The organism is Halomonas cupida, from assembly GCF_900142755.1.
Taxonomy (GTDB): Bacteria; Pseudomonadota; Gammaproteobacteria; order Pseudomonadales; family Halomonadaceae; genus Halomonas; species Halomonas cupida.
Genome location: NZ_FRCA01000001.1, coordinates 25675 through 48742, shown reverse-complemented (window position 1 = coordinate 48742; position 23068 = coordinate 25675). Strand labels below are relative to the sequence as shown.

At 60.1% G+C, this 23068-nt stretch carries 15 protein-coding genes; 6 read left to right on the top strand and 9 right to left on the bottom strand.

From position 1 onward, the window contains the following. Positions 1-87: 87 nt before the first annotated feature. A complete protein-coding gene (locus BUE38_RS00180) occupies positions 88-1107 on the bottom strand; it encodes a quinone-dependent dihydroorotate dehydrogenase (protein ID WP_073433022.1) in 1020 nt (339 codons plus the stop codon). Between the two features lie 450 nt (positions 1108-1557). Between BUE38_RS00180 and mgtE the strand changes: the two genes are divergently transcribed. Continuing rightward, on the top strand, positions 1558-2910 hold the full coding sequence (gene mgtE / locus BUE38_RS00175; RefSeq protein ID WP_073433021.1) for a magnesium transporter: 1353 nt from the start codon (positions 1558-1560) through the stop codon (positions 2908-2910). 252 nt (positions 2911-3162) lie between these two features. Then, positions 3163-3534 carry a hypothetical protein gene (locus BUE38_RS00170; RefSeq protein ID WP_073433020.1) on the top strand — a complete coding sequence of 124 codons (372 nt, stop codon included), beginning with the start codon at positions 3163-3165 and terminating at the stop codon, positions 3532-3534. A 105-nt stretch (positions 3535-3639) separates the two neighbouring features. Here the strand turns inward: BUE38_RS00170 and BUE38_RS00165 are convergent, their stop codons facing one another. The 4 genes from BUE38_RS00165 to BUE38_RS00150 all read right to left on the bottom strand — a co-directional run bounded on the left by BUE38_RS00165 (position 3640) and on the right by BUE38_RS00150 (position 11558). Continuing rightward, complete coding sequence (locus tag BUE38_RS00165; protein ID WP_073433019.1) at positions 3640-8490, bottom strand: NAD-glutamate dehydrogenase; 4851 nt, start codon at positions 8488-8490, stop codon at positions 3640-3642. Positions 8491-8702: 212 nt separating this feature from the next. Then, a complete protein-coding gene (gene trmA / locus BUE38_RS00160) occupies positions 8703-9806 on the bottom strand; it encodes a tRNA (uridine(54)-C5)-methyltransferase TrmA (protein ID WP_073433018.1) in 1104 nt (367 codons plus the stop codon). Between the two features lie 129 nt (positions 9807-9935). After that, complete coding sequence (gene murI, locus BUE38_RS00155; protein ID WP_073433017.1) at positions 9936-10715, bottom strand: glutamate racemase; 780 nt, start codon at positions 10713-10715, stop codon at positions 9936-9938. 294 nt (positions 10716-11009) lie between these two features. Continuing rightward, positions 11010-11558: a hemerythrin domain-containing protein gene (locus BUE38_RS00150; protein WP_073433713.1), complete on the bottom strand. Its 549-nt coding sequence runs from the start codon at positions 11556-11558 to the stop codon at positions 11010-11012. 221 nt (positions 11559-11779) lie between these two features. Here BUE38_RS00150 and BUE38_RS00145 point away from each other — a divergent pair, with 221 nt between their 5' ends. Then, entirely contained in the window at positions 11780-13141 is a 1362-nt protein-coding gene (locus BUE38_RS00145; RefSeq protein ID WP_073433016.1) for a replication-associated recombination protein A, read from the top strand. Positions 13142-13352: 211 nt separating this feature from the next. On the opposite strand, the gene lolA is transcribed toward BUE38_RS00145, so the two are convergent. From lolA to BUE38_RS22275, 3 genes are all read right to left on the bottom strand, one after another. Beyond that, complete coding sequence (gene lolA, locus BUE38_RS00140) at positions 13353-14006, bottom strand: outer membrane lipoprotein periplasmic chaperone LolA (protein WP_073433015.1); 654 nt, start codon at positions 14004-14006, stop codon at positions 13353-13355. Positions 14007-14178: 172 nt separating this feature from the next. After that, on the bottom strand, positions 14179-17667 hold the full coding sequence (locus BUE38_RS00135; RefSeq protein ID WP_304363403.1) for a DNA translocase FtsK: 3489 nt from the start codon (positions 17665-17667) through the stop codon (positions 14179-14181). Between the two features lie 37 nt (positions 17668-17704). Further along, positions 17705-17953, bottom strand: a complete 249-nt coding sequence (locus tag BUE38_RS22275; RefSeq protein ID WP_143166152.1) for a hypothetical protein — start codon at positions 17951-17953, stop codon at positions 17705-17707. A gap of 223 nt (positions 17954-18176) precedes the next feature. Here BUE38_RS22275 and aat point away from each other — a divergent pair, with 223 nt between their 5' ends. From aat to infA, 3 genes are all read left to right on the top strand, one after another. Beyond that, a complete protein-coding gene (gene aat / locus BUE38_RS00130; RefSeq protein WP_084541630.1) occupies positions 18177-18908 on the top strand; it encodes a leucyl/phenylalanyl-tRNA--protein transferase in 732 nt (243 codons plus the stop codon). A gap of 64 nt (positions 18909-18972) precedes the next feature. Then, positions 18973-19713 (top strand): arginyltransferase, encoded by a 741-nt coding sequence (locus BUE38_RS00125; RefSeq protein ID WP_073433013.1) that lies wholly within the window; start codon positions 18973-18975, stop codon positions 19711-19713. A 390-nt stretch (positions 19714-20103) separates the two neighbouring features. Continuing rightward, the gene (infA, locus tag BUE38_RS00120; protein WP_013332816.1) at positions 20104-20322 is read left to right on the top strand and encodes a translation initiation factor IF-1; all 219 of its coding nucleotides are present in this window, start codon (positions 20104-20106) and stop codon (positions 20320-20322) included. A gap of 400 nt (positions 20323-20722) precedes the next feature. On the opposite strand, the gene clpA is transcribed toward infA, so the two are convergent. After that, on the bottom strand, positions 20723-22999 hold the full coding sequence (gene clpA, locus BUE38_RS00115) for an ATP-dependent Clp protease ATP-binding subunit ClpA (protein ID WP_073433012.1): 2277 nt from the start codon (positions 22997-22999) through the stop codon (positions 20723-20725). Between the last annotated feature and the right edge of the window lie 69 nt (positions 23000-23068).

The window sequence follows — 23068 nt, the reverse complement described above, 5'->3', positions numbered from 1 at the left end:
GCATACGCCATGGGCTTTTTGCTGTCTCGGTGATTTCTGTCCCGGATGACGGCTCCCCGGGATTGCAGCCCCACGGATACCAGCCTGTCAGCGTGCCGCCGCCCGCAGCGCTTCAGCGCATTCAGCCACCAGTGCCGGGCCTCGATAGATGAAGCCGGAGTACAGCTGCACCAGGTCCGCTCCCGCTTCCCGCTTGGACACCGCCGCCTGGCCACTATCGACCCCGCCGACGCCAATGATCGGCATCTGCGGTAGGGCTTCACGCAACAGGGCAACCACTCGGTTCGACGGCTCGAATACCGGACTCCCCGACAACCCGCCCTGCTCTTCAGCGTTGGCCAGTCCTGCAACCACCTCACGCGATACGGTGGTGTTGGTGGCAATCACCGCATCGATACCATTGCGCTGAAGCGACTCCGCCACCAGCCCTACTTCCTCAGCCTCCATGTCCGGCGCAATCTTGACCGTGAGGGGGACACGACGGCCATTGCTCTGGTCAAGACGACTGCCAGCCTCTCGCAGTCTGCCCAGCAACTCGTCCAGATGATCGCCGAACTGCAGATTACGCAGACCCGGTGTATTGGGAGAGGAAATGTTTACCGCCACATAATGGGCGTGGGCATGTACCCGTTCGAGGCAGTAGAGATAGTCATCGACAGCATTCTCGACCTCAGTGGTCAGGTTCTTGCCGATGTTGATACCGATGACACCCCGATAACGAGTCGCCTTGACCCGTTCGACCAGATGATCCACACCATGGTTGTTGAATCCCATGCGGTTGATGATCGCACCACGCTCGGGAACACGGAACAGCCGTGGCCTGGGATTACCGGACTGAGCTCGGGGCGTCACAGTGCCAACCTCAACAAAGCCGAATCCCAGCGCACCCAGTGCATCGAGATGATCGGCATTCTTGTCGAGCCCGGCCGCAAGACCGATACGGTTGGGGAAACTCAACCCCATCACCTCCACCGGATCATCAATGCGTTTGCCAGCCAGCAGGCCAGACAGGCGCAGACGTTCCACCCAGTCCAGCGACGTCAGCGAGAGACCATGGGCCACCTCGGCATCCAGCCGAAACAACAGCGAACGGGCAAGATCGTACATGACAACTCCGGTGGCTGATCAAAATCGGCCGCGAGTATACCGTAGCCACAGGCAAACCGGGAAATGGAAGAGAAAAGCTGTAAGCCGCGAGTCGCGAGCGACGAGCCGCGAGCGGCTCAGTGCCAAACCGGCAACTCCGTAGCTTTCCGCGGGGTTCGGCTCGAGCGAAGCGTGCTCGTAGCTCGTAGCTCGTAGCTCGTAGCTCGTAGCTCGTAGCTCGTAGCTCGTAGCTCGTAGCTCGTAGCTCGTAGCTCGTAGCTCGTAGCTCGTAGCTCGTCATCATGACTATGCCGATACGAGAGTCCAGCCATCCTGCAGCAACCTTTGTTGCGCCATGGTGCGCGGAGGCTGCTTTTCTTTGCATGTTTTTATGATCTACTAGGAAAATCAACGAATAGGATGCACTCGAGCCTTGCTGTTCTGCGAGGCCAGCGCCAGGAGGACGTGGGTATGACAGAAATCACTGAAACATTCGAGAGTCAACTGTCACGCATCCACCGCGCCCTGGATGATGATCGCAATGATGAAGTCAGCGAAGTGCTCGCCGACCTCGAACCTGCCGAGGTAGCCCTGCTGTTGGAGTCGCTGCCGCTGGGTGAGCGAATCAAACTGTGGGACCAGGTTCCTACCGAGAACGACGGTGAGGTGTTGCTGCATGTTCACGATGAGGTGCGCAGCACCCTGATCGAGGACATGGATCCGGAGGAAATCGTTGCAGCAACTGCCAGCCTCGATACTGCGGATCTGGCAGAGCTGTTCGAGGATCTGCCCAGGCAGGTTGCCGAGGATATGCTGCGCTCGATGGACGAGTTGCAGCGTACTCGTCTACAGGAGACCCTGTCCTTCGAGGAAGACAGCGCAGGTCGTATCATGCGCACCGACGCCATCGGTGTACGTGCGGACGTCACACTGGAGACCGTACAGCGCTTTCTCCGCTGGAAGGAGTCGATCCCGGACAATACCGATAGCTTGATGGTGGTCGATCGTACCGGCCATTTCATGGGCGTATTGCCACTGGCACGGCTGGTCTCCAGTGACCAGGAAACCGGCGTGGTCGAACTGATGGACGCAGATGTCGATGTCATCCAGGTCGACATGAAATCACGCGATGTGGCCACCCTGTTCCAGACCCACGACCTGACATCGGCCCCAGTGGTCGACAATGCCGGAATGCTGCTTGGCCGTATCGTCATCGACGATATCGTCGACGTCATCCAGGAGAGCTCCGAGCAGGCCTTGATGAACATGGCCGGTCTCGATGAGGAAGAGGACCTGTTCGCTCCGGTGCTACCCAGCGCCAAACGACGTGCTGTATGGCTGGGCATCAATCTGCTTACAGCCTTTCTCGCGGCCTGGGTGATTGGCCAGTTCGAGGAGGCGCTCTCTCAGGTGGTGGCCCTGGCGGTGCTGATGCCGATCGTCGCCAGCATGGGGGGCATCGCCGGCAGCCAGACCCTGACCCTGACCATTCGCGGCCTTGCCCTGGGCCAGATCAGCCGCACCAACAGCAACTGGCTGTTGCGCAAGGAAGTCGGGATTGCCATCCTCAACGGCATCGTCTGGGCCCTGGTGGTGGCCGCCATTGCCGTGCTGTGGTTCCAGAGCCTGGCCATTGGCGCCATCATCGCAGCCGCCCTGGTCATCAACATGATCGCCGCAGGCATGTGCGGCATCGTGATCCCCTTGATCCTCAAGCGGATGAACATCGACCCTGCACTGTCCGGCTCGGTGATTCTGACCACCGTCACCGACGTGGTTGGTTTCATGTCGTTTCTGGGGCTGGCCACCATCTTCCTGCTCTAGCAGGCTCTCGTACTTCTATCCTGCAGGCGGCCGTTCAGGCCGCCTTTTCGATATCCATTGCCTCCATGACCGCTATTTCAGTTCCTGGCCACCACGCTCAGAATGCTGAATTCCTGCACAACCGTCTGCTGAAAACGACAGCATCGTCGGGAATCGTCCACTCTTGTGCCATTCCGGCAATGACTTAGCATGTTCGCCATGCTCTCGGTCAATTACCGAGAATGTTCACCTGCGGAGTGAAGGAGTAAATCCATGAACATGATGCCACGAACCCTGATTCTCGCCCTCGGCGCCACTGCAGGACTTGCCCTGGTTGGCTGCGCCAGCAACAGCGCATCGATGGAGATGAGTGCCACTGATTACGTAGTGACCGGCCTGGGCGGTGACCGTCAGGAGGCCCTTGCCGAAGCCAAGGAGCGTGCACTGGAGCAGTGCGAGGCCCAGAATCGCGATGAATTCGTGATCAAGGAGCAGCAGATCCTCGAGCCCGGAGCCAGTGACGGCAAACGCGCCAGCGCCGAGACCATGGTTCAGGGCGGTACGGTCAATGCCGATACCGATCTTGCCGTACTCAATGACGACGGCGACAACTACAAGGCGATCTGGACGGTCAGCTGCCGCTGATCGACTCGCCAGACCTAGCTCGCAAGACCAGGCAAAGCGTAAAAAAAGGGGGTGCCTTGTGGCCCCCCCTTTTCCTTGCTGGCCGAGCGACCGCTATCTGCTCGATCAGGACTCGCGGTTGCTCTCAGCGAGATCAACCAGCTCCCGCACCGCAACAGCGAACAGCGGGAAGCCACCCTGGCTGCCACCACTACCAACCTGCTCGAGCAGCTTGCACCAGCGCTGGTGCATGGCGCCATGGTGATCCAGCCACTGATCAACCCGTGCACTGGTATCGCGAGGGCCACCTTCCATCTGCAGGATGCTGGCGGTTACTGCCATCTGCTGACGTTCGATGTCATCACGATAGGTCTCGCGGGCCTGGGCCTGCCAGCTGTCCTTGACCGGCAACGCATTGACCTGCTGAGTCATCCACGGCAATTCGAGGCGAGCACCGATCTCGTAGTAGACCTCAGCGACACGCTGGGGCTTCTCGTCAACCTGACGCGCCGTCTGGATGATACCGAGCGCAGCGTAGAGGCTACCCGATGCAGCGACGGTATTGGCCAACGCTTCAGGGACACCGGCATCGATCAATTCACGACGACGTGTTTCCCAGGTCTCGAGATCTTCACCACGCAGCCGACTGCCGATCTTCTCCTGCAACTGCGCGATACGCGGCGCAAAGTAATCGATGCAGTCCGACGCACTCCCCATGCTGCTCCGATTGCGCAGGAACCAGCGGGTCGCACGACGAATCATGCGCATCAGATCCAGCATCATCGAGTACTGCACACCGGTAGCGACCTTGTTGTCCAACGCCTCGATCTGATCCCACAACCGCGGCAACTGGAAACAGTCACGGGCAATCACATAGGCGTGTGCAATATCGGCGCGCCCCATGCCCGTCGAGTCAATCAGGCGGCGGACGAAGACAATCCCCATGTGATCCACCAGATCGTTGGCCAACTGGGTGGCAACAATCTCGCGCTTGAGGCGGTGGCTGTAGACCTGGTCGTGATAGCGCTCGATCAACACCTTCGGGAAGACCCGCTCCACATGCTGAGCCACCAGGTCATCATCCGGAACGTCGGAGGCAATCAGATCGCCCTTGAGCGTACTCTTGGCGTAGCTGATCAGTACCGACAGCTCAGGAAGGGTCATACCCTGCTCATTGGCGGCACGTTCCTGAAGTTCCTCGTCACCAGGCAGGAACTCCAGTTCACGATCGATCTGCCCTGCCGCTTCCAGTTCACTGATGAAACGACGATAAGGCCCGATGCCCTGGTGCGACAGCAGCTCGGACAGATCCAGCGCCTGAGTCTGGCGATAGTTGCTGGTCAGCACCAGCTCGCCAACTTCCTCGGTCATTTCCGCCAGCAACTGGTTACGCTGCTTGTCGGTCATGTCGCCATTGGCCACCACTTCGTCGATGAGGATCTTGATATTGACCTCATGGTCGGAACAGTTCACGCCGCCGGCATTATCGATGAAGTCGGTATTGACGCGGATACCTCGAGCGGCGGCTTCCATACGACCACGCTGGGTCAGGCCCAGGTTGCCGCCCTCACCGACCACTCGACAGTTCAGGTCAGCGCCATTGATGCGCAGCGCGTCGTTGGCCTTGTCGCCTACATCCGCATCGGTCTCTTCACTGCTCTTGACGTAAGTGCCGATACCACCGTTCCAGATCAGATCGACTTCCGAGCGCAGCATGGCCTGAATCAGGTCATTGGGCGCCAGACGGTCCTCACTGATGCCGAAGCGCTTCTTCATCTGCGGCGATATGGTGATCGACTTGGCGGCACGCGAGAAGATGCCGCCGCCTTCGGACATCAGATCGCGGTTGTAGTCCTCCCAACTGGAGCGCGGCATGTCGAACAGTCGCTTGCGCTCGGCAAAGTTGGCAGCAGCATCCACCGGGTCGGGGTCGACAAAGATATGCAGGTGGTTGAAGGCACCGACCAGACGGATGGTCTCGGACAACAGCATGCCATTGCCGAAGACATCACCGCCCATGTCACCGACACCGACCACGGTGAACTCATCTGTCTGGGTATTGATGCCCAGGCCACGGAAGTGACGCTTGACCGACTCCCAGGCACCCTTGGCGGTGATCCCCATCTTCTTGTGGTCGTAGCCGTTGGCACCGCCAGAGGCAAAAGCGTCACCCAACCAGTGACCGTATTCCACGGAAATGGCGTTGGCGATGTCGGAGAAGGTTGCGGTGCCCTTGTCGGCAGCCACCACCAGGTAGGGGTCCGGCTCGTCGTGACACACCACCTGCCGGGGTGGCACGACCTCGCCTCCGACCAGGTTGTCGGTGACATCGAGCAATGCGCGAATGAAGGACTGGTAGCAGGCGATGCCTTCCTTCTGGGTGGTCTCGCGATCAGCGCCTTCCGGCATGCGCTTGCAGACGAAACCGCCCTTGGCCCCCACCGGTACGATGACCGAGTTCTTGACCTGCTGAGCCTTGACCAGGCCCAGCACCTCGGTGCGGAAGTCCTCGAGACGATCCGACCAACGCAGGCCGCCGCGCGCCACCTTGCCACCGCGCAGGTGAACACCTTCGATACGCGGCGAACAGACGAAGATCTCGAACATCGGCCGCGGCTTGGGCATACCAGTGACCTTCGACGGCTGCAGCTTGAAGGACAGGTAGTCCTTGAAGCTGCCATCCTCGGTACGCTGGTAGTAATTGGTGCGCAGGGTGGCCTGGATCAGCTCAACGTAACGGCGCAGCAGGCGGTCATCGTTGAGGCTGGCCACATCCTCCAGCATCGCATGGATACGCTCGATACAGGCATCGATCTCGGCATCAGCCGGGCGCTCTTCGGGGTCGAAGCGCAGTTCGAACAGGGTCACCAACTCACGAGTGATGTGTGGATAGGCGACCAGCGCATTGGCAATGAAGCCTTGAGACACCCCAAACCGGATCTGCTTCAGATAGCGCGCATAGGAACGCAACATCGCCACTTCACGCCAGTCCAGGTTGGCACCAATGATCAGGCGGTTGAAGCGGTCATTCTCGGCTTCACCATCCCAGATGCGTTGAAAGGCATCGATGAAGGTGTCGCGCATTTCCTGCAGATTGACCTCGGTCTCGGTGTGATGCTCAAGGTCGAAATCATGGATCCAATAGCTGCCGTTCACGGCCTCGACGCAATACGGACGCTCGCCCAGTACGCGCAGGCCGAGGTTTTCCATCATCGGCAACACATCGGAAAGCGGGATGGGCATTCCCTTGTGGAACACCTTGAGGTTGACGCCACTGCCCTCTTCCTCGACGAGGCGATAGAGCGACAACGCCAACGACCTGCCATCATCCAGCTCATTGATATGCTGCAGATCATAGACTGCTGTACGAGCGCTGAAGTCCTCGCGGTAACTGGCCGGGAAGGCATCGCGGAAGTCATGCAGCAACTTGTTGGCCTGCTCTTCACCGAAGCCCTCGATGGCGGCGTTGAGCAGGTCATCACGCCAGTTGCGAGCCATCCGCGTCAGCTTGGTTTCCAGTGCCTTGAGATCGTAATCGGTGGGACTGTCGCCATTGAAGCGCAGGATGAATTGGATACGCGCCAGCACCGACTCCGACAGGTAGGTGTTGAAGTCACCGAAGGTGGCATCCAGTTCCTCGCACAGCATCTCCTGGACGCGAATACGCAGCTCGGTGGAGAAGACGTCTCTGGGCAGGAAGACCAGACATGAGTAGAACTTGCCGTAACGGTCCTCGCGGACGAACAGGCGCACCCGGCGACGCTCGCGAATATCGAGAATACCGAGAGCAGTCTGGGTGAGCTCATCGACATGAATCTGGAACAGGTCATCCCGCGGATAGACATCGAGAATCTGGATCAACTGCTTGCCGTTGTGCCCCTTGGGGTTGAAGCCGGCAATATCCATGACCGCCTTGAGCTTGCGACGCAGCAGCGGGACATGACGAGGAGAATCGTTGTAGACACTGGCCGTGAACAGTCCCAGGAAGCGACGTTCACCAATGACATTACCCGCCTCATCGTAGCGATCGATAGTAATGTAATCCGGGTAGGTCGGACGATAGACCCGAGCATGCTGTGCGCTCTTGGCGAAAGACAGCAACTGCGGCACCAGCACATACTTGCCACCCTCGACGCCTTCGTCGGTGCGAACGCGCTGGCGATAGGCATTGCCATCAAGGCTCAGCAGACCGAGTTCACTGCCCGCAACCGGCGCCAGGCTGTGTGTCGCGCCCTTCTGCTCAACGGTGAATTCGTCATAGCCGAGGAAAGTAAAGTTGTCCTGCAACATCCACTCGAGAAAGGCGATGGCTTCCTGATGATCTTCGGCCTCGATATTGGCCGGACGCGATGCCTTGAGTTCCTCGATGGCATCGCTCACGCGCTGACGCATATCGTGGAAGTCGCCTACCGAGGTGCGTATCTCACGCAGCACTTCCTGGATGCTTTCCTCGATGGCATGGAGTTCCTCCGGATCCGAGTGACGATCCACCTCGATGGCGATCAGTGACTCCCGGGCCTCCGGCGCATCGCTGTCACGCGGAGAAGCGACACGTGTGACACGATGCTCCGCATCACGTTCGACGGCCAGCACCGAGTTATGGATGGCGTGCACGGTCATGCCACGGCGATTGAGTTCCATGCGCACGGAATTGACAAGAAAAGGCATATCGCGATGCAGTACCGCGACAAAGGTGTGCGTCGACTGCCACCCATGCTCCTCGAAGTCCGGATTCATCACACGAACCTTGGGAGCATCCGCATCGAACTGCTGAAGGAAGTGCCAGACCGATAGCGTGGCACCATAGAGATCATCCACACGGCGTTCAGCCAGATCCTCGAACGGTACGGTGGAATAGAACAAGCGGGTAAAAGCGATTACCTGATCCGCTCTCTCCTCATCAAGGCGCCCGAGCAGGCGTTCCTCGAGCTGCTTGAGAAGATCCTCGCGACTGTCATCCTGTGCGACGTGTTGCATCCTGACCTCGGTTAGCGGTGGCCATCCTGCCGATGACCTTTGAAATTGGGACGACCCCATGATCGCAGAGTGCCAGCTTACGACAGTCCGCCCTTTTCCCCCACTGACATGCCAGCCTTATCATGCTGTATGTCATACCGGCATCACCGCTTGACAACTTCAACGCTTGACAAGCTCACAGCAATTCTGCTCGAGAAGATACCAGGCCCGTCTCAACGACGCTCCAGCAATACCCCGCACTCGCAATGATGGGTAAAGGGAAACTGATCGAACAGTCCAAAGCGCACGATACGGTGGCTTGACGTCAGCTTGTCGAGGTTCGCCGCCAGGCTGTCGGGGTTGCACGAGATATAGAGAATGCGGTCATAGACACTGATCTGTGCACAACTAGCGTCATCCAGACCGGCCCGGGGCGGATCGACCAGCACTGTAGAGAAGTCATAGCTGGCCAGCTCCATCTCGTCCACTCGACGGCCACCCTTGTCCTTTTTCAGCGCAGAAGAGAAGTCTTCGGCTGACATCCTGCTGACGAACGCATTGGTGATCTGGTTTCGCTCCAGGTTGATGCGTGCGCTGGCCACTGAAGTCCGCGAGATTTCCGTGGCCAGCACTCGGCGGAAGTTCTCCGCCAGCGCAATGGTGAAGTTGCCGTTGCCGCAGTACAGCTCGACCAGGTCCCTGTCACCACTGTCGCCCGTCACTTCCCGTGCCCAACTCAGCATGGCCATGCAGATACGGGCATTGGGTTGGGTAAAGCTGTTCTCGACCTGCTGGTAGTGAAACTGTTGCCCATCGACCTCGAGTTGCTCCCAGACATGATCGCGAGTCAGCACGATCCGCTGCTTGCGCGAACGCCCGATGATCATCACGTCCAGCTTCCGCTCGAGCTCACGGGCCAGACGCTCCCAATCCTCTTCCAGCGGGCGATGATAGATCAGCGTGACCAGCGTCTCGCCCTTGAGAGTGGTGAGAAATTCGACCTGAAACAGCTTGCGCCTCAACACCGGCTGGTCGCGAATCGCATCGATCAATGCAGGCATCAGCTCGTTGATCCGTTCACTGGCGACGTCATACTGGTCCATACGCCTTGGGCGCTTCTTCGTGGGGTCTTCGGGGTTATCCTCGAACATCACGTAGTAGAGATCATCGCCCTCATGCCAGATACGGAACTCACAGCGCTGACGATAATGCGCAGGCGGCGAGGGATAGACTTCCAGCTCCGGCGGCGAGAATCGCGCAAACTGCTCGCGCAGACGCTCACTCTTGTCGGCCAGCAGTTCCTGGTAACGTTCAACTTCAACAACGGGAATGGCCACAGCGGCTCCTGAAAAGACAAATAGCGGAAATGTCAGTGTTCGTTCGGGAAAGTTCAGTGTTCGGGAAAGGTCAACGGGCAGCAGAGCTCAATAGACGGGATGCCATAGACCGGGTTCAGTAACCCGGTTTCAATCAACCAATCTCAATAAACCCGGGGACGCAAAGCCGTACTCGGCCAGACCACGGGCCAGGCCGTCGTTCAGTGCGGTCACCCAGGCCTGATCACGGGAGGTACGAGGGGCGGGATGGCGCGCCACCTGAGCTGTGCGCCGCGCAATTGCCTGCCCCGAGTCTATCCACAGATAGTCAGTTGGCGCTGCAGCGGCCAGCGCATCACGCAACAGTGGGAAGTGTGTACAGCCAAGTACCACGGTATCGATCCGCGGGTCTTCGGCCAGGGGCGCGAGGGCCTCACGCAACACCTGCTCGTCGAGGGCCTCACCCGCAATCCAGCATTCCGCCTGGCGAACCAGCGTATCGGCAGCAAGACGCATCACCCGGCAGTCAGGCGCATAGCTGTCGATCAACTGCTGCGTGTAGGGACGGGCTACCGTCGCACTGGTGGCCAACAAGGCAATATGTCCACTACGGCTGGCGTGGGCCGCAGGCTTGATCGCCGGTACCGTACCAACCACCGGTATCTCGAGCCGCGCACGCAACTCGTCAAGCGCCAGAGTGCTGGCCGTGTTGCAGGCAACCACCAGGGTGTCAGCGCGTGTCTCCGCGACGGCAGCAGTGCAGACCGCAATGATGCGCTCGACCAACCACTCGTCTGTGCGAATGCCGTACGGCAACATGGCGTTATCGCAACAATAGGCCAGGGCAGCCTCCGGCAGCTGTTCGCGCAACGCCGCTACCACGGAAAGCCCTCCTGCACCGGAGTCGAACACCAGCACCGGCCCTGCCACTATCGCCACTCCTGCATACTACAGGCATCCCAATCCGGGCAATGGGTCCCTGGCCCGGACAGCCGCTCGGGCAGCAATGGGCCTGCGATGGAAGGAGCACGAGAGAGAAGGATACGCTGTACGGACATGAACGGCGCCTGGCAGAATTTGCGCGCCATTCTAGCCCACATCCGCCCCTGCTCACACACCCTCGGTCATATCCAGACGACGGGGGTGCAAGGCGGGCCTCGGCGCCAGACGGTGATGCATGGCCCACCGTCATTCCGACGCCGAGACAGCGCTTTCCCGATGAAATCAGGCAGGAACGGGATCGGAGTTGTCGCGCAATTCCGCGTAGAGTTCAGGGTACGCCCCCTGCAGGCGCTCCAGCTCGGCCGTGGCATTGGCCGGGAGTGCATGAGCGAGGCGTTCGAGATCATCATCCGAAAAATACTCGGATATCAGGGGAAACAACTCTTCCCGTTCTTCTCTAAGATAATTTCGGTGACTCTCGAGATATTCCCGCAGATCATCGGAAAACTGATTCATGGGGACCGCCACATCCATCAGAATCGCATCAATATCTCTCGACAGTCGATTGAGTCTGGCCTTGAGCTGCCGATACTGCCCCGAGAGGCGCTCTGTCACTTCCTCGCTGTGTGGCGCCACCTCCCTGAGACGCTCGGTGCAGATCTCTTCCAGAGGCAGCGTAAAGCCGGCCATGTAATCAAGGATATAGTCCACCACCTCCCGTACCAGCTGGAAATTGGGTCGATCGCCATCGGCGAGGGTCTTCTGCTTGAGTTGCAGAACGTGCAGTATGCGCGCCATGTTGGCATGATCCCGACGCAGTTGTTTCAGCATGGGCATGGCAGAAACCTCCTGTGGTCAGCGTGGGCTGAAGACACCCTTTAGCTTTGACTGGCCTTCTCAGGTTCAGTTTCCGGCGAGACCGCCGGAATGTATCAACCTAGTTGGTATTGGAGATTTCTGCCTGTCGATTTTATCGGCACGGAATGTACTCTATCACTTACAACCAAAGGCGCAGCGGCTGCAGCCTTCAATCCCCGGGAGGAGCAACCAGGATGGACATGTTCGAACAGGCCCAGCAACAGGATATGGCTCCTCTGGCATGGCGTATGCGGCCTCAACAACTGGATGATTATGTCGGCCAGCATGCCCTGGTCGCCCCCGGAAAACCGTTGCGACGCATGGTCGAGGCTGGCGAGGTACGGTCATTGATCCTGTGGGGACCACCTGGCGTAGGTAAAACGACTCTGGCGGAAATTCTTGCCGAGGCCTGCCAGGCACGACTGGAACACCTTTCCGCGGTGATGGCCGGGGTCAAGGACATCCGTGAGGTGGTCGAGCGGGCCCGTGTCGCCCAGGGTCAAAGCCAACGCACGGTATTGTTTCTCGACGAGATCCACCGCCTCAACAAGAGTCAGCAGGATGCCCTGCTGCCCCATGTGGAATCGGGCCTGCTTACCCTGATCGGCGCCACCACCGAGAATCCGTCCTTCGAGGTCAACTCGGCATTGCTGTCACGCGCCCGCGTCCACGTATTGAAGGGACTCAGCGAAGCCGACCTTGTCGAGATCATGCAGCGAGCACTCACTGACCGGGAACGTGGATTGGGGCAGCGCCGGATCCAGGTCGCCGAGGACGTACTGCCGATCCTGGCACGCGCCGCCGCCGGCGATGCCCGGCGCGCTCTGGGCCTGCTGGAAACTGCCTGTGACTTCACCCGGACCAACGCGGACGGCGAAACACTCGACGCCAGCGCGCTACAGGATGTCATCGGCCACACCGCCAGCGCCTTCGACAAGCAGGGCGACCACTATTACGACCTACTATCAGCCATTCACAAGTCGATACGCTCTTCGCGGCAGGACGCAGCATTGCTGTACATCGCACGCTTCATCCAGGGCGGTGGAGACCCGCTGGATGTCGTCAGGCGCCTTGCTGCCATAGCCTCGGAAGACGTCGGTAATGCAGACCCCAGGGCACTGCCACTGGTGATGGCCGCCTGGGATGCCTACCTGCGCCTGGGCGACTACGAAGGCCAACGCGCCATTGCCCATGCCGCGGTTCATCTGGCGATCGCTCCCAAGAGCAATGCCATTGATCAGGCCTGGAAGCAGGCCCAACAGTTCGTTGCCTGCCAACCGACCCTGGAGGTACCCCAGTACCTGCGCAACGCTCCTACGCGGCTGATGGAGTCGCTGGGACATGGTCAAGGCTATCGGTATGCACACAACGAGCCCAACGGCTATCCGGCTGGCTCGGCTCACGACTGTTGGCCGGAAGACACTCCGGCACAGCACTTCTATGTGCCGACAGCCCACGGCCAGGAGGAGCGTTTCGCTCGGATGATGGCATGGCGGGCCCAGCTCGATGCCGAGGCTGACAATGGAGTCGCTTCAAGCAACGCAGCTGAAACATGAATATCTGCAGCAAGGCTACTTGAAAGAGATACTTGAAAAATGAGTACCCGGGGCTGGCTGACTGGAGACCTCACATCAGAAGAGGTAAGTACTCACTTCCGCCCCCATGGGCAGTCCTCTCGAAAGCCCATGAACAGCCTGCTGATACGACAATGCCTCCTGGCGGAGGCGTTGTCGACATCGGAAAGGGACGGCTACTCGGAATGTGCGACTACTGAGCCGCGGCCTGGCCACTCTCGCGAATCACGTCGGTATCCGCCGGCAGGTCAATATTGAACCGCGAGTTGTCCACACTACCGTTCTGCTCGACGTTCTCAAAGGCAATCGCGGTACGCTGCCCGGTGCTGTCTGTCATCTGCAGGAAGCCCAACTGCTCACTGTAAAAGGTCAGGCGCAGTTCCTCGAACAGCGTGTCCGGAGACTTGGGTACCAGGGTAAACGTCTCTGCTGTTCCCTGCTGCGAGCTGGACACATCGTAATTTTCCGTCAGGTCGCTGGAGCTGCCTGACAGCAGCAGCGCCGGAGTATGCGTGACACGCTGGTCCAGCGGCTGAACGGTCGCCTGCTGAAGGTCCGGGTCATACAGCGTCACTTCATTGCCGTCGGACACCACAATCTGTTCATAGGGCGCTTCGACTTCCCAGCGGAACTTGCCGGGGCGAGACAGCCACATGTGTCCCTGTGCTTCCTGCAGGCGCTGACCACTGCCATCGAGAATCTGCTGCTCGAAATCGGCAGAATAGGTTTCCAGCGGGCTGAGCATGCGGCTGAGACGCTCCGCCCCGTCAGCCAGGGCAGTGGCAGGAATCAGCATGGCGGCGCCCAACACGGCGATGCTACTGGTCAGTGTACGGCTCAATCGCATGTCATCTCTCCGTGAGATTCGGTGTATCCATGAGACTCCAGTCTGGCGGACAAGTTGCGCTCGCCACAGGGACTGGGTCTACCTTGCATGGTGGTTGCATGCTGGAGAGAAAATGTCGTCAATTCGAGACACTCACTCTCCGGCAAGACATTCCTTGCTGCGGGCAACAGCATCATCCCCCCACGGGAGGTGGTGCCAGAACTTCACGCCCTCCATTGCTGCCCATTGGCGATACGACACCCGCGGCTTCCATGGACTCGACCAGTCGTGCGGCACGGTTGTAGCCGATCTTGAAGCGGCGCTGTACCGCCGAGATCGAGGCACGACGGGTTTCAGTGACAAAGGCTACCGCCTCGTCATACAGGGCATCCTGCTCGGAATCACCATCGTCTCCGCCTTCGGCCTCGAGACCGGTCAACGCATCCGCTGACACGCCACCGGAGAGAATCTCGTCGATGTACTCAGGCTCACCGCGACGCTTCCAGTCCTCGACCACACGGTGCACTTCATCATCGTCAACAAATGCGCCATGCACACGGGTCGGCTGGCCGGAGCCTGCCGGCAGATAGAGCATGTCACCATGTCCCAGCAGGTTCTCGGCGCCACCCTGATCCAGGATGGTGCGCGAATCAACCCGCGAGGATACCTGGAAGGCCATGCGCGTGGGGATGTTGGCCTTGATCAGGCCAGTTACTACATCCACCGAGGGGCGCTGTGTCGCCAGTATCAGGTGAATACCGGCAGCACGCGCTTTCTGAGCCAGGCGGGCGATCAGTTCCTCGACCTTCTTGCCGACAATCATGAACATGTCGGCAAACTCGTCGATGACCACAACGATATAAGGCAGCTTCTCGAGCACCGGAGGCGTCTGGTGCATCTCCCAGGGCTGTGGTTCCCACAGCGGGTCTGCCACCTGAGCTCCGGCACGCTCGGCTTCATCCAGTTTGCTGTTGAAACCGGCGATGTTGCGCACTCCCATGGCCGCCATCAGCTTGTAGCGGCGCTCCATCTCGGCAACACACCACCGCAGACCATTGGCCGCTTCCTTCATGTCGGTGACCACCGGTGCCAACAGGTGAGGTATCCCGTCATACACCGACAGTTCCAGCATCTTGGGATCCACCATGATCAGACGCAGCTCGGCCGGCGTGGCCTTGAGCAGCATGGAGATCAGCATGGCGTTGACCCCCACCGACTTACCCGAACCGGTGGTGCCCGCGACCAGCACATGCGGCATCTTGCCGAGATTGGCCGTTACGGGGGCGCCACCGATGTCCTGGCCCAGCGCCATGGTCAGTGCCGATGCTTCCTGCTGGTATCGGTCGGAGTCAATGACCTCACGCAGGCGAATCATGGCGCGGTTGGGGTTGGGAATCTCGATGCCGACGGTGGGTCGTCCCGGAATCACCTCCACGACGCGCACACTCTTGACCATCAGCGAGCGTGCCAGATCCTTGGCCAGGTTACTGATCTTCGACACCTTCACCCCGGCTGCAGGCTTGATCTCGAAGCGGGTAATCACAGGGCCCGGCCAGGTATCGACGACCTCAGCCTTGACCCCATACTCACGCAGACGCATCTCCAGCAGTTCAGCCATGTCGGCCAGTTGCTGCTCGGTATAGTTCGGCTGGTGTGGCTCTGGTGGGGTCAGCAACCGCAGGCTCGGTAACTCACCATCGGGTTCCGGCATATCCTCGAGGCCCGGCCGTTGGCTCTGCAGATGCTCTACCGTCCACAGGGTCGGACCTCCTGAGTCCGCCGCGGCACGTCCCTGCTCTGCGGTCGCTATCGGCCCTTCACCAGCCGGAGCCTGCGACGGCGGCTGCTGGGGTTGCTGAACGCCAGGCGGCTGCACCGGGGGGGACTGTGGGTTCTGCTGAGGTGTTGCTGTCGAGTGACCAGCATCAGGACGAGCCGCCGGCCGTGGAGCCTCGTGGGTGGCAGCCAGCAATGAGGCCCCCGCGACCGCACCGCCCGCCAGAGCCCCTCCGTCATCCGGCAATACCGGTTCAGGAATCTCCTCTGCCCGGCGCTCCTCTCTGGGCTGTTCCGCAGCGAAGGGGCTGGGGCGAGGCTCAGGGCTGCCAATACTGGACGATGAGTCGCTGGTCGACTCGGAGCTTCCATCACCTTCTGCGGCGGAAGGAGTCGATGCATCTGACGTTGACGGAGCCTGAGAGGTCTGTGAAGGCGGAGTCCCCGGAGGAGCGGGCACTGAAGCCTCCGGTGCCTTGCGCTCCTCAGGCTGCAGCGGTGCAGTGCCCTGCTGTGCCTCGGGCGTTGCCACAGGCGGAGCAGGCGGCACATCGACCGTTGTCTTTGGCGCCGACGACTCGTCAGGCGCAGGCCTGCGCACTGGCTGGGGTTCGATGCGCTGGGTCGTCTCGCTCCGGGGTGCCTGGGCTTGCGGAGGCTCCGGTGACTTCGGTGCAGGTGCCGCCGTCTGGTCGGCCTCAGGAGCCGGTGCATGCCGGGACATCAGGCTTTCAGGCTCATCGCGCTCGGCACGCAGCGACATGGTCGGCGTACCTGCCTCTGTTCCGGACACAGCGGACGCCCTGCCTGTCGCGGCAGCCGGTGTAAATGCACTGCCCAGGGTCGGTTCACGCGATTCTCTTGATGTCTGGCTTGAGGCCGGGCTTGACGGGCGGGCCTCCGGCTGGCTGGAGTGCTGCGAGGGCCGTGTCATGCGCTCGGCGTAGGCTGCGCCAGGCTGCTTCGCCGAAGGGGTTTCCTCCGGCACATGCCAGGGAATATCAGCGCGCCCCTCAAGGCCAACACCAGGCTCACTACGCCTGGGCGCCGCAACCTCTGCAGCCTCGGCCCGGTCACGCCGGAAGCCGGGCACCAGACGCTGCCACCAGCGCGGTGCCGGCTCGAGATCATCCACGGAGGCGCTTTCATCAGCCGCCGAACCTTTCGCCGACTTGTCGGTGGCCAGTTCGGGAGCCTTGGCACCGGGCTTGTGTTGCGCAGTTTTCCCGTCGCTCTCAGTGACATTGGACGAGAAGCGTCGACGGACCCAATGCATGAATTGCAGGCACCGGTGCCCCGCCTCATCCATGACGTTGAGCCAGGACAGACCCGTCATCAGCGGTATACCGCAGAGAACGCCAGCGACGGACAGCAGGCCGGTTCCACCAGTGCCCACCATTGGCTTCAGTGCCAACACCAGTCCCTTGCCGAGAATCCCTCCCGAGGAATACGGCAACGGTCCGCTGTCGCTATTGAAATACAGTGCTCCCAGTGTCGTGGACCCGAGTAGTACCAACAGCATACCGCCACAGCGCACGGCGAAGGACGTGGTATCCCAGTCAAAGCGCTCCTGTCGCGAGCGCATCAACCACCAGGCCGCGAAGCCAACCATGCCGGGCCACCACAATGCACTCACCCCGAACAGCGAGTAGAGGACATCCGCCAACCAGGCGCCCGCAGGCCCCATCCAATTGGCAACATCGGTTTCCGGGCCGCTGTATGACCAGCCGGGGTCATCCATGGTGAAACTGAGCAGCGCCAGCAACAGGAAAATACAGGCTGCCAGCAGCACAATGATCACACCTTCCCTGGCAGAGCCGTGGAGACGCAAACCTACCTTGCGTGCGGTCTCCCGAGCGGCGGCTGCCTTCGCCCGCGGCGATGCGGATTTCTTGTTGGCACTCAAACAGCCTTCCCCTTGCGCCTCGAGGGCGTCTTCCATCCTACTGATTGCGGGCTATGATACCGAGCCAACCGCCTGGGTTATAGGCCCGAGCCCACTGAACTTGAGCACAGCAACATCCATGGTCGGATGTCCAGGCCGTTATACTATTAACATGGCAATCAAATAGCTCATCCTGATCGATGTGATTGTCGTCCGCACCACACTGGCGCAGATGCGCGGATCTGCTGGTGTGGTGCGGTCTCGCGTCGGCCTGATGGCCGACGGCGGCACGTCCCTGTGCCGCCATTAACCCAACATGAAAGCATGCCGGGTTAATACCTCGCCACGCTGGCCCGTCGGAGCAATCACAGCACAGGAAAGTGCCGCTACCTGATGCAGGAACGACACGGGCCCGCGCCACACCATGGATGTCATATCTGCACCAGAGTAACGCGAGAGACAATCAAATCGTTCAGAATGGCTCTCCTGATTGTCAGGTTTATATCACTACGGAACAGCAAGGAAAGTTGATGCTTCCATGGCTCCCCGCCTTTCCCATCCAGTTTCCACCGGTCACCGACGCCCTCGATGACCCAGACGGCCTGCTGGCGGCGGGCGGCGCACTGACCCCCGAGTGGCTGGTGGCGGCGTATCGACGAGGCATCTTCCCATGGTACAGCGATGACCAACCGGTTCTATGGTGGAGCCCTGACCCAAGAATGGTGCTGTTTCCGGAGCAACTGCATGTCAGGCGCAGCCTCGCCAAGCGCGTCCGCAATGCAGGCTTCCGTGTTACCGCAGACCACGCTTTTGAGCGGGTGATCGAAAACTGTGCAGCAACACGCAACTATTCGACGGGCACCTGGATCACCGAGGATATGTTCGAAGCCTACTGCCGGCTCCATCACCAGGGCGTCGCACACTCGGTGGAAGTCTGGCGCGGCACGGCACTGGTCGGCGGCCTTTACGGCGTGGCTCTCGGCCCCGCGTTCTTCGGCGAGTCGATGTTTTCTCTGGAGTCAGACGCATCGAAGGTCGCACTGGTGCATCTGGCTCGCAGCATGGCCGGCTCCGGCGGCAAACTGATTGACTGCCAGATGCACACTCCCCATCTGGCGAGCCTGGGCGCCCGAAGTATCGCTCGAAGCACATTCATCAGCTATCTTGAGAAGTGGTTCGATGGACGTTCGGATCGTGAGATTCTGACGCCGGATTGGCCTCTGGCGGCCCTCGGTGAGTCGTCGTCGAACACCGACAGATGACCCCGCTCCGACAGAACCAACAGCGGCTCCATTCAACATATCATACGACAGGGAGACGGCAGCCTTGAGCAGCAATACACCGCGGCAGCCGGTACGTGATCTGCGTTTCTTCTTGACGGTGCCGCACTCCTGTAGCTATCTCCCGGGCAAGGAGGCCACCACCCTCTTCCTTGATCCCAAGGAAACCCCCGGTCAGAGCGTCTATGACGCTCTGACCCTATTGGGGTTCCGGCGTAGCGGTCAACACCTCTACCGCCCCCACTGCGACGGCTGCAATGCCTGCATTTCGGTACGCATCCCGGTCGATGACTTTGTTCCCAACCGGACCCAGCGCCGCCTGATGCGTCGCAATGCCGATCTGGAGATTCAGGTACTTCCGGCCCAGTTCAGCTCCGAGCACTACGACCTCTACGCCAGATATATCTGCACTCGTCACCATGATGGTGACATGTTTCCACCCAGCCATGAGCAGTACCGCACCTTTCTGAGCCTCGACCAGCCCTGGGCCCGCTTGATGGAGTTCCGACTCCAGGGTGAGCTGGTGGCGATATCAGCCTTCGATGAACTTCAACATGGCCTGTCCGCCATCTATACGTTCTTCGATCCCAGCGAACATCTCGAACGTCGTTCATTGGGCACTCAAGCGGTACTGGCTCTGGTTCAGCGCGCCATCAATCAGGGCCTGCCACACCTTTATCTTGGCTACTGGATCGAGGAATGCCGCAAGATGAGCTACAAGCGCGCCTTCCAGCCACTCGAACAGCTCGACGGGCGCCAATGGCGCAGGATGATTGGCTCAAGCTAGCTACGAGCTTCGAGCTATCCAGTGCCAACCTGATGGACCCAGCTTCGAGACACGAGCAACGAGTGGCGAACTGCCCAGTGCCAACCTGATGATTACGCGCCTTGGCTCAGGATTCAGGGCTCAGCTCGAGCGTAGCGTGCTCGTAGCTCGTCACTCGTGGCTGGGGTCACCTGCTCGAGCGTAGCGTACTCGTGGTTCGTCACTCGTAGCTGGGGGTTCGCCGCTCGTATCTCGTGGCTGCGTTTCCGCTGTTCGTCGCTTTTCTGGCGTGATTCTTTGCCATCTGGCCCAGCATACGGCAAAATATCGCGCTATCCTGACGACAGGGGCGGTCGTTCCCACCGTGGCTTGTCGTGATTATCCAGATTCGAGCAACGAGGAATCGCCTATATGGCACGTGAAGACCATATCGAAATGGAAGGCGTCGTCGTCGACACCCTTCCCAATACCATGTTCCGTGTTGAGCTGGAAAACGGCCACGTCGTGACCGCTCACATTTCCGGCAAGATGCGCAAGAACTACATTCGCATCCTGACCGGCGACAAGGTCAAGGTCGAGCTGACTCCCTATGACCTGTCCAAGGGGCGCATCGTCTACCGCTCGCGCTGAGTCATCGGCAACCCTCAGCCGACACCAGTCACCGGTCCAGTCCTCACGGTTTTCTCTCCAGCCCGGTGACCAGCCCCCTGCTGTATCAGGACCTTGCCCTGCTCACCCTTGAGACAGGGCGGTGTAGCTTTATCCATGAAGTGTTACGGCATCGCCATGTCGACGCCCTGCTGTAGCGTTGACTTGATGCGCAATGCATTCATGAATCAGCCGAATTCTCTACTCGCCTACCTACCCCGGCTGACACAACAGCCTGCGTAGCGCATCTTCGACTCCGCGGTAGGCATGATCAGCCAGGTGCAGTCGCCAGATACGTACCCCGGACATGCCATAGCCTGAACACAATGAGGCCCCGCAAGCGGGGCCTCATGTCGTACCGTTGTGTCCATTCACTCAGGCATCAGGGAGCGTCGGCCATCTCGACATCGGTGGAGAGATGAAGCTCATCGTCCTCCAGCGTCACATGCACCAGCCCGCCATGCTCGGCAAGGTCGCCGAACAGGATCATCTCAGCCAGCGGCTTCTTGAGCTTCTCCTGAATCAGGCGAGCCATCGGTCGTGCCCCCATATCCGGGTCATAACCCATGGTGGCCAGCCAATCGCGAGCCTCATCATCGACTTCAAGTTGCACACGCTTCTCGTCAAGCTGTGCCTGGAGCTCGACAAGAAACTTGTCGACCACGCTACGCACCACCGCCATCGGCAAGGCATGGAACTGGATGATGCCATCCAGACGGTTGCGGAACTCCGGCGAGAAGGTCTTGCGAATGACCTCCATGGCATCGGTGGAGTGATCCTGAAGCTGGAAGCCGATGGAACGACGTGTCGCCTGTTCCACCCCGGCATTCGAGGTCATGATCAGAATGACATGGCGGAAGTCCGCCTCACGGCCATTGTTGTCGGTTAGACGCCCGTGATCCATGACCTGCAGAAGCAGGTTGAAGACCTCGGGGTGAGCCTTCTCGACTTCATCAAGCAACAGCACACAGTGCGGCTGCTTGGTGATTGCCTCGGTCAACAGGCCGCCCTGGTCATAACCGACATAGCCAGGGGGCGCACCGATCAGACGCGATACGGTATGACGCTCCATGTACTCCGACATGTCGAAACGCACCAGCTCGACCCCCATGATCCGTGCCAACTGGCGGGCCACCTCGGTCTTGCCGACCCCCGTCGGACCAGCGAACAGGAAGCTGCCCACGGGCTTGTCTGGCGCTTTCAGGCCAGCACGCGACAGCTTGATTGCCGCTCCCAGCCCATCGATGGCTTCATCCTGACCGAAGACCAGCATCTTGAGGTCGCGTTCGAGGTTCTCGAGCAGCTTGCGATCGGAGCTGGACACACTCTTCGGCGGGATACGAGCGATCGATGCGACCACTGCCTCGACCTGATCCACGTCGATCACATCGACGCGCATCTCCGGTGGCAGCAGGCGCTGATGAGCTCCGGCCTCGTCGATGACATCGATGGCCTTGTCCGGCAGATAGCGATCATTGATGTAGCGATCAGCCAGGCGCGCCGCGGTATCCAGAGCCGCATCGGTGTACTTGAGCTGGTGGTGCTCCTCGAAGCGTGACCGCAGCCCCTTGAGGATACGAATCGAATCCTCGACCGATGGCGCCATGACATCGACCTTCTGGAAGCGGCGAGCCAACGCCCGATCCTTCTCGAAGATGCCACGGAATTCCTGGAAGGTCGTGGAGCCGATGCACCGCAGCTCGCCAGAAGACAACAGCGGCTTGAGCAGATTGGAGGCATCCATGACTCCTCCGGAAGCCGCTCCGGCACCGATGACGGTATGGATCTCATCAATGAACAGGACGGCATTGGGCAGCTTGCGCAGCTCCGCCAGCAGACTCTTGAGGCGCTTCTCGAAGTCACCGCGATACTTGGTGCCTGCCAGTAGCGCTCCCATATCCAGTGAGTAGACCACCGCATCGCTGATCACGTCAGGAACATCTTCCTCGACGATACGCTTGGCCAGCCCCTCGGCAATGGCCGTCTTGCCCACACCGGCCTCGCCCACCAGCAGCGGGTTGTTCTTGCGTCGACGGGCAAGAATCTGCACTACCCGTTCGAGCTCGTGGTCACGGCCGATCAGTGGATCGATCTTGCCCATCCGCGCCTGCTCGTTGAGGTTGGTGGCGAAACCGGTCAGCGGATTGCCTCCGGACTCGCCAGCCACATCATCACCTTCCTCGGCCTCAGGAGAAGGCGAAGCCGCGTTCTGGCCGTGGCCCGCCACCTTGGAGATACCGTGGGCGATGTAATTGACGGCATCCACTCGAGCGACGTTCTGTTGCTTGAGGAAATAGACCGCCTGGCTTTCCTGCTCGGAGAAGATGGCCACCAGCACATTGGCACCAGTGACTTCACTCTTGCCGGAGGACTGTACGTGAAACACCGCACGCTGCAGCACACGCTGGAACCCCAAGGTGGGTTGCGTCTCGCGCTCGGTCTGATCCTCGGGAATCAGTGGAGTCGTGGAATTGATGAAGTCCTGCAGGTCGGACCGCAGCTTATCGAGGTTGGCCCCACAGGCACGCAACACATCAGAGGCAGAAGCATTATCCAGAAGCGCCAGCAGCAGATGCTCCACCGTCATGAACTCGTGACGCTTGGAGCGCGCCACCGTGAAGGCCGTGTTAAGGGTCAGTTCAAGTTCTTTGCTCAGCATGGCAGTCCCCTTCTCGCCGCCCAGGGCATTGCATCGGATCTTTCGTGGTCCGGCACCATCAACATCGGG

Coding starts and splice junctions, on each gene's coding strand:
- BUE38_RS00180 (WP_073433022.1), bottom strand. CDS start 1,107: ATGTACGATCTTGCCCGTTCGCTGTTGTTTCGGCTGGATGCCGAGGTG.
- mgtE (WP_073433021.1), top strand. CDS start 1,558: ATGACAGAAATCACTGAAACATTCGAGAGTCAACTGTCACGCATCCAC.
- BUE38_RS00170 (WP_073433020.1), top strand. CDS start 3,163: ATGAACATGATGCCACGAACCCTGATTCTCGCCCTCGGCGCCACTGCA.
- BUE38_RS00165 (WP_073433019.1), bottom strand. CDS start 8,490: ATGCAACACGTCGCACAGGATGACAGTCGCGAGGATCTTCTCAAGCAG.
- BUE38_RS00150 (WP_073433713.1), bottom strand. CDS start 11,558: ATGCTGAAACAACTGCGTCGGGATCATGCCAACATGGCGCGCATACTG.
- BUE38_RS00145 (WP_073433016.1), top strand. CDS start 11,780: ATGGACATGTTCGAACAGGCCCAGCAACAGGATATGGCTCCTCTGGCA.
- lolA (WP_073433015.1), bottom strand. CDS start 14,006: ATGCGATTGAGCCGTACACTGACCAGTAGCATCGCCGTGTTGGGCGCC.
- BUE38_RS22275 (WP_143166152.1), bottom strand. CDS start 17,953: ATGGCGGCACAGGGACGTGCCGCCGTCGGCCATCAGGCCGACGCGAGA.
- aat (WP_084541630.1), top strand. CDS start 18,177: ATGCTTCCATGGCTCCCCGCCTTTCCCATCCAGTTTCCACCGGTCACC.
- infA (WP_013332816.1), top strand. CDS start 20,104: ATGGCACGTGAAGACCATATCGAAATGGAAGGCGTCGTCGTCGACACC.
- clpA (WP_073433012.1), bottom strand. CDS start 22,999: ATGCTGAGCAAAGAACTTGAACTGACCCTTAACACGGCCTTCACGGTG.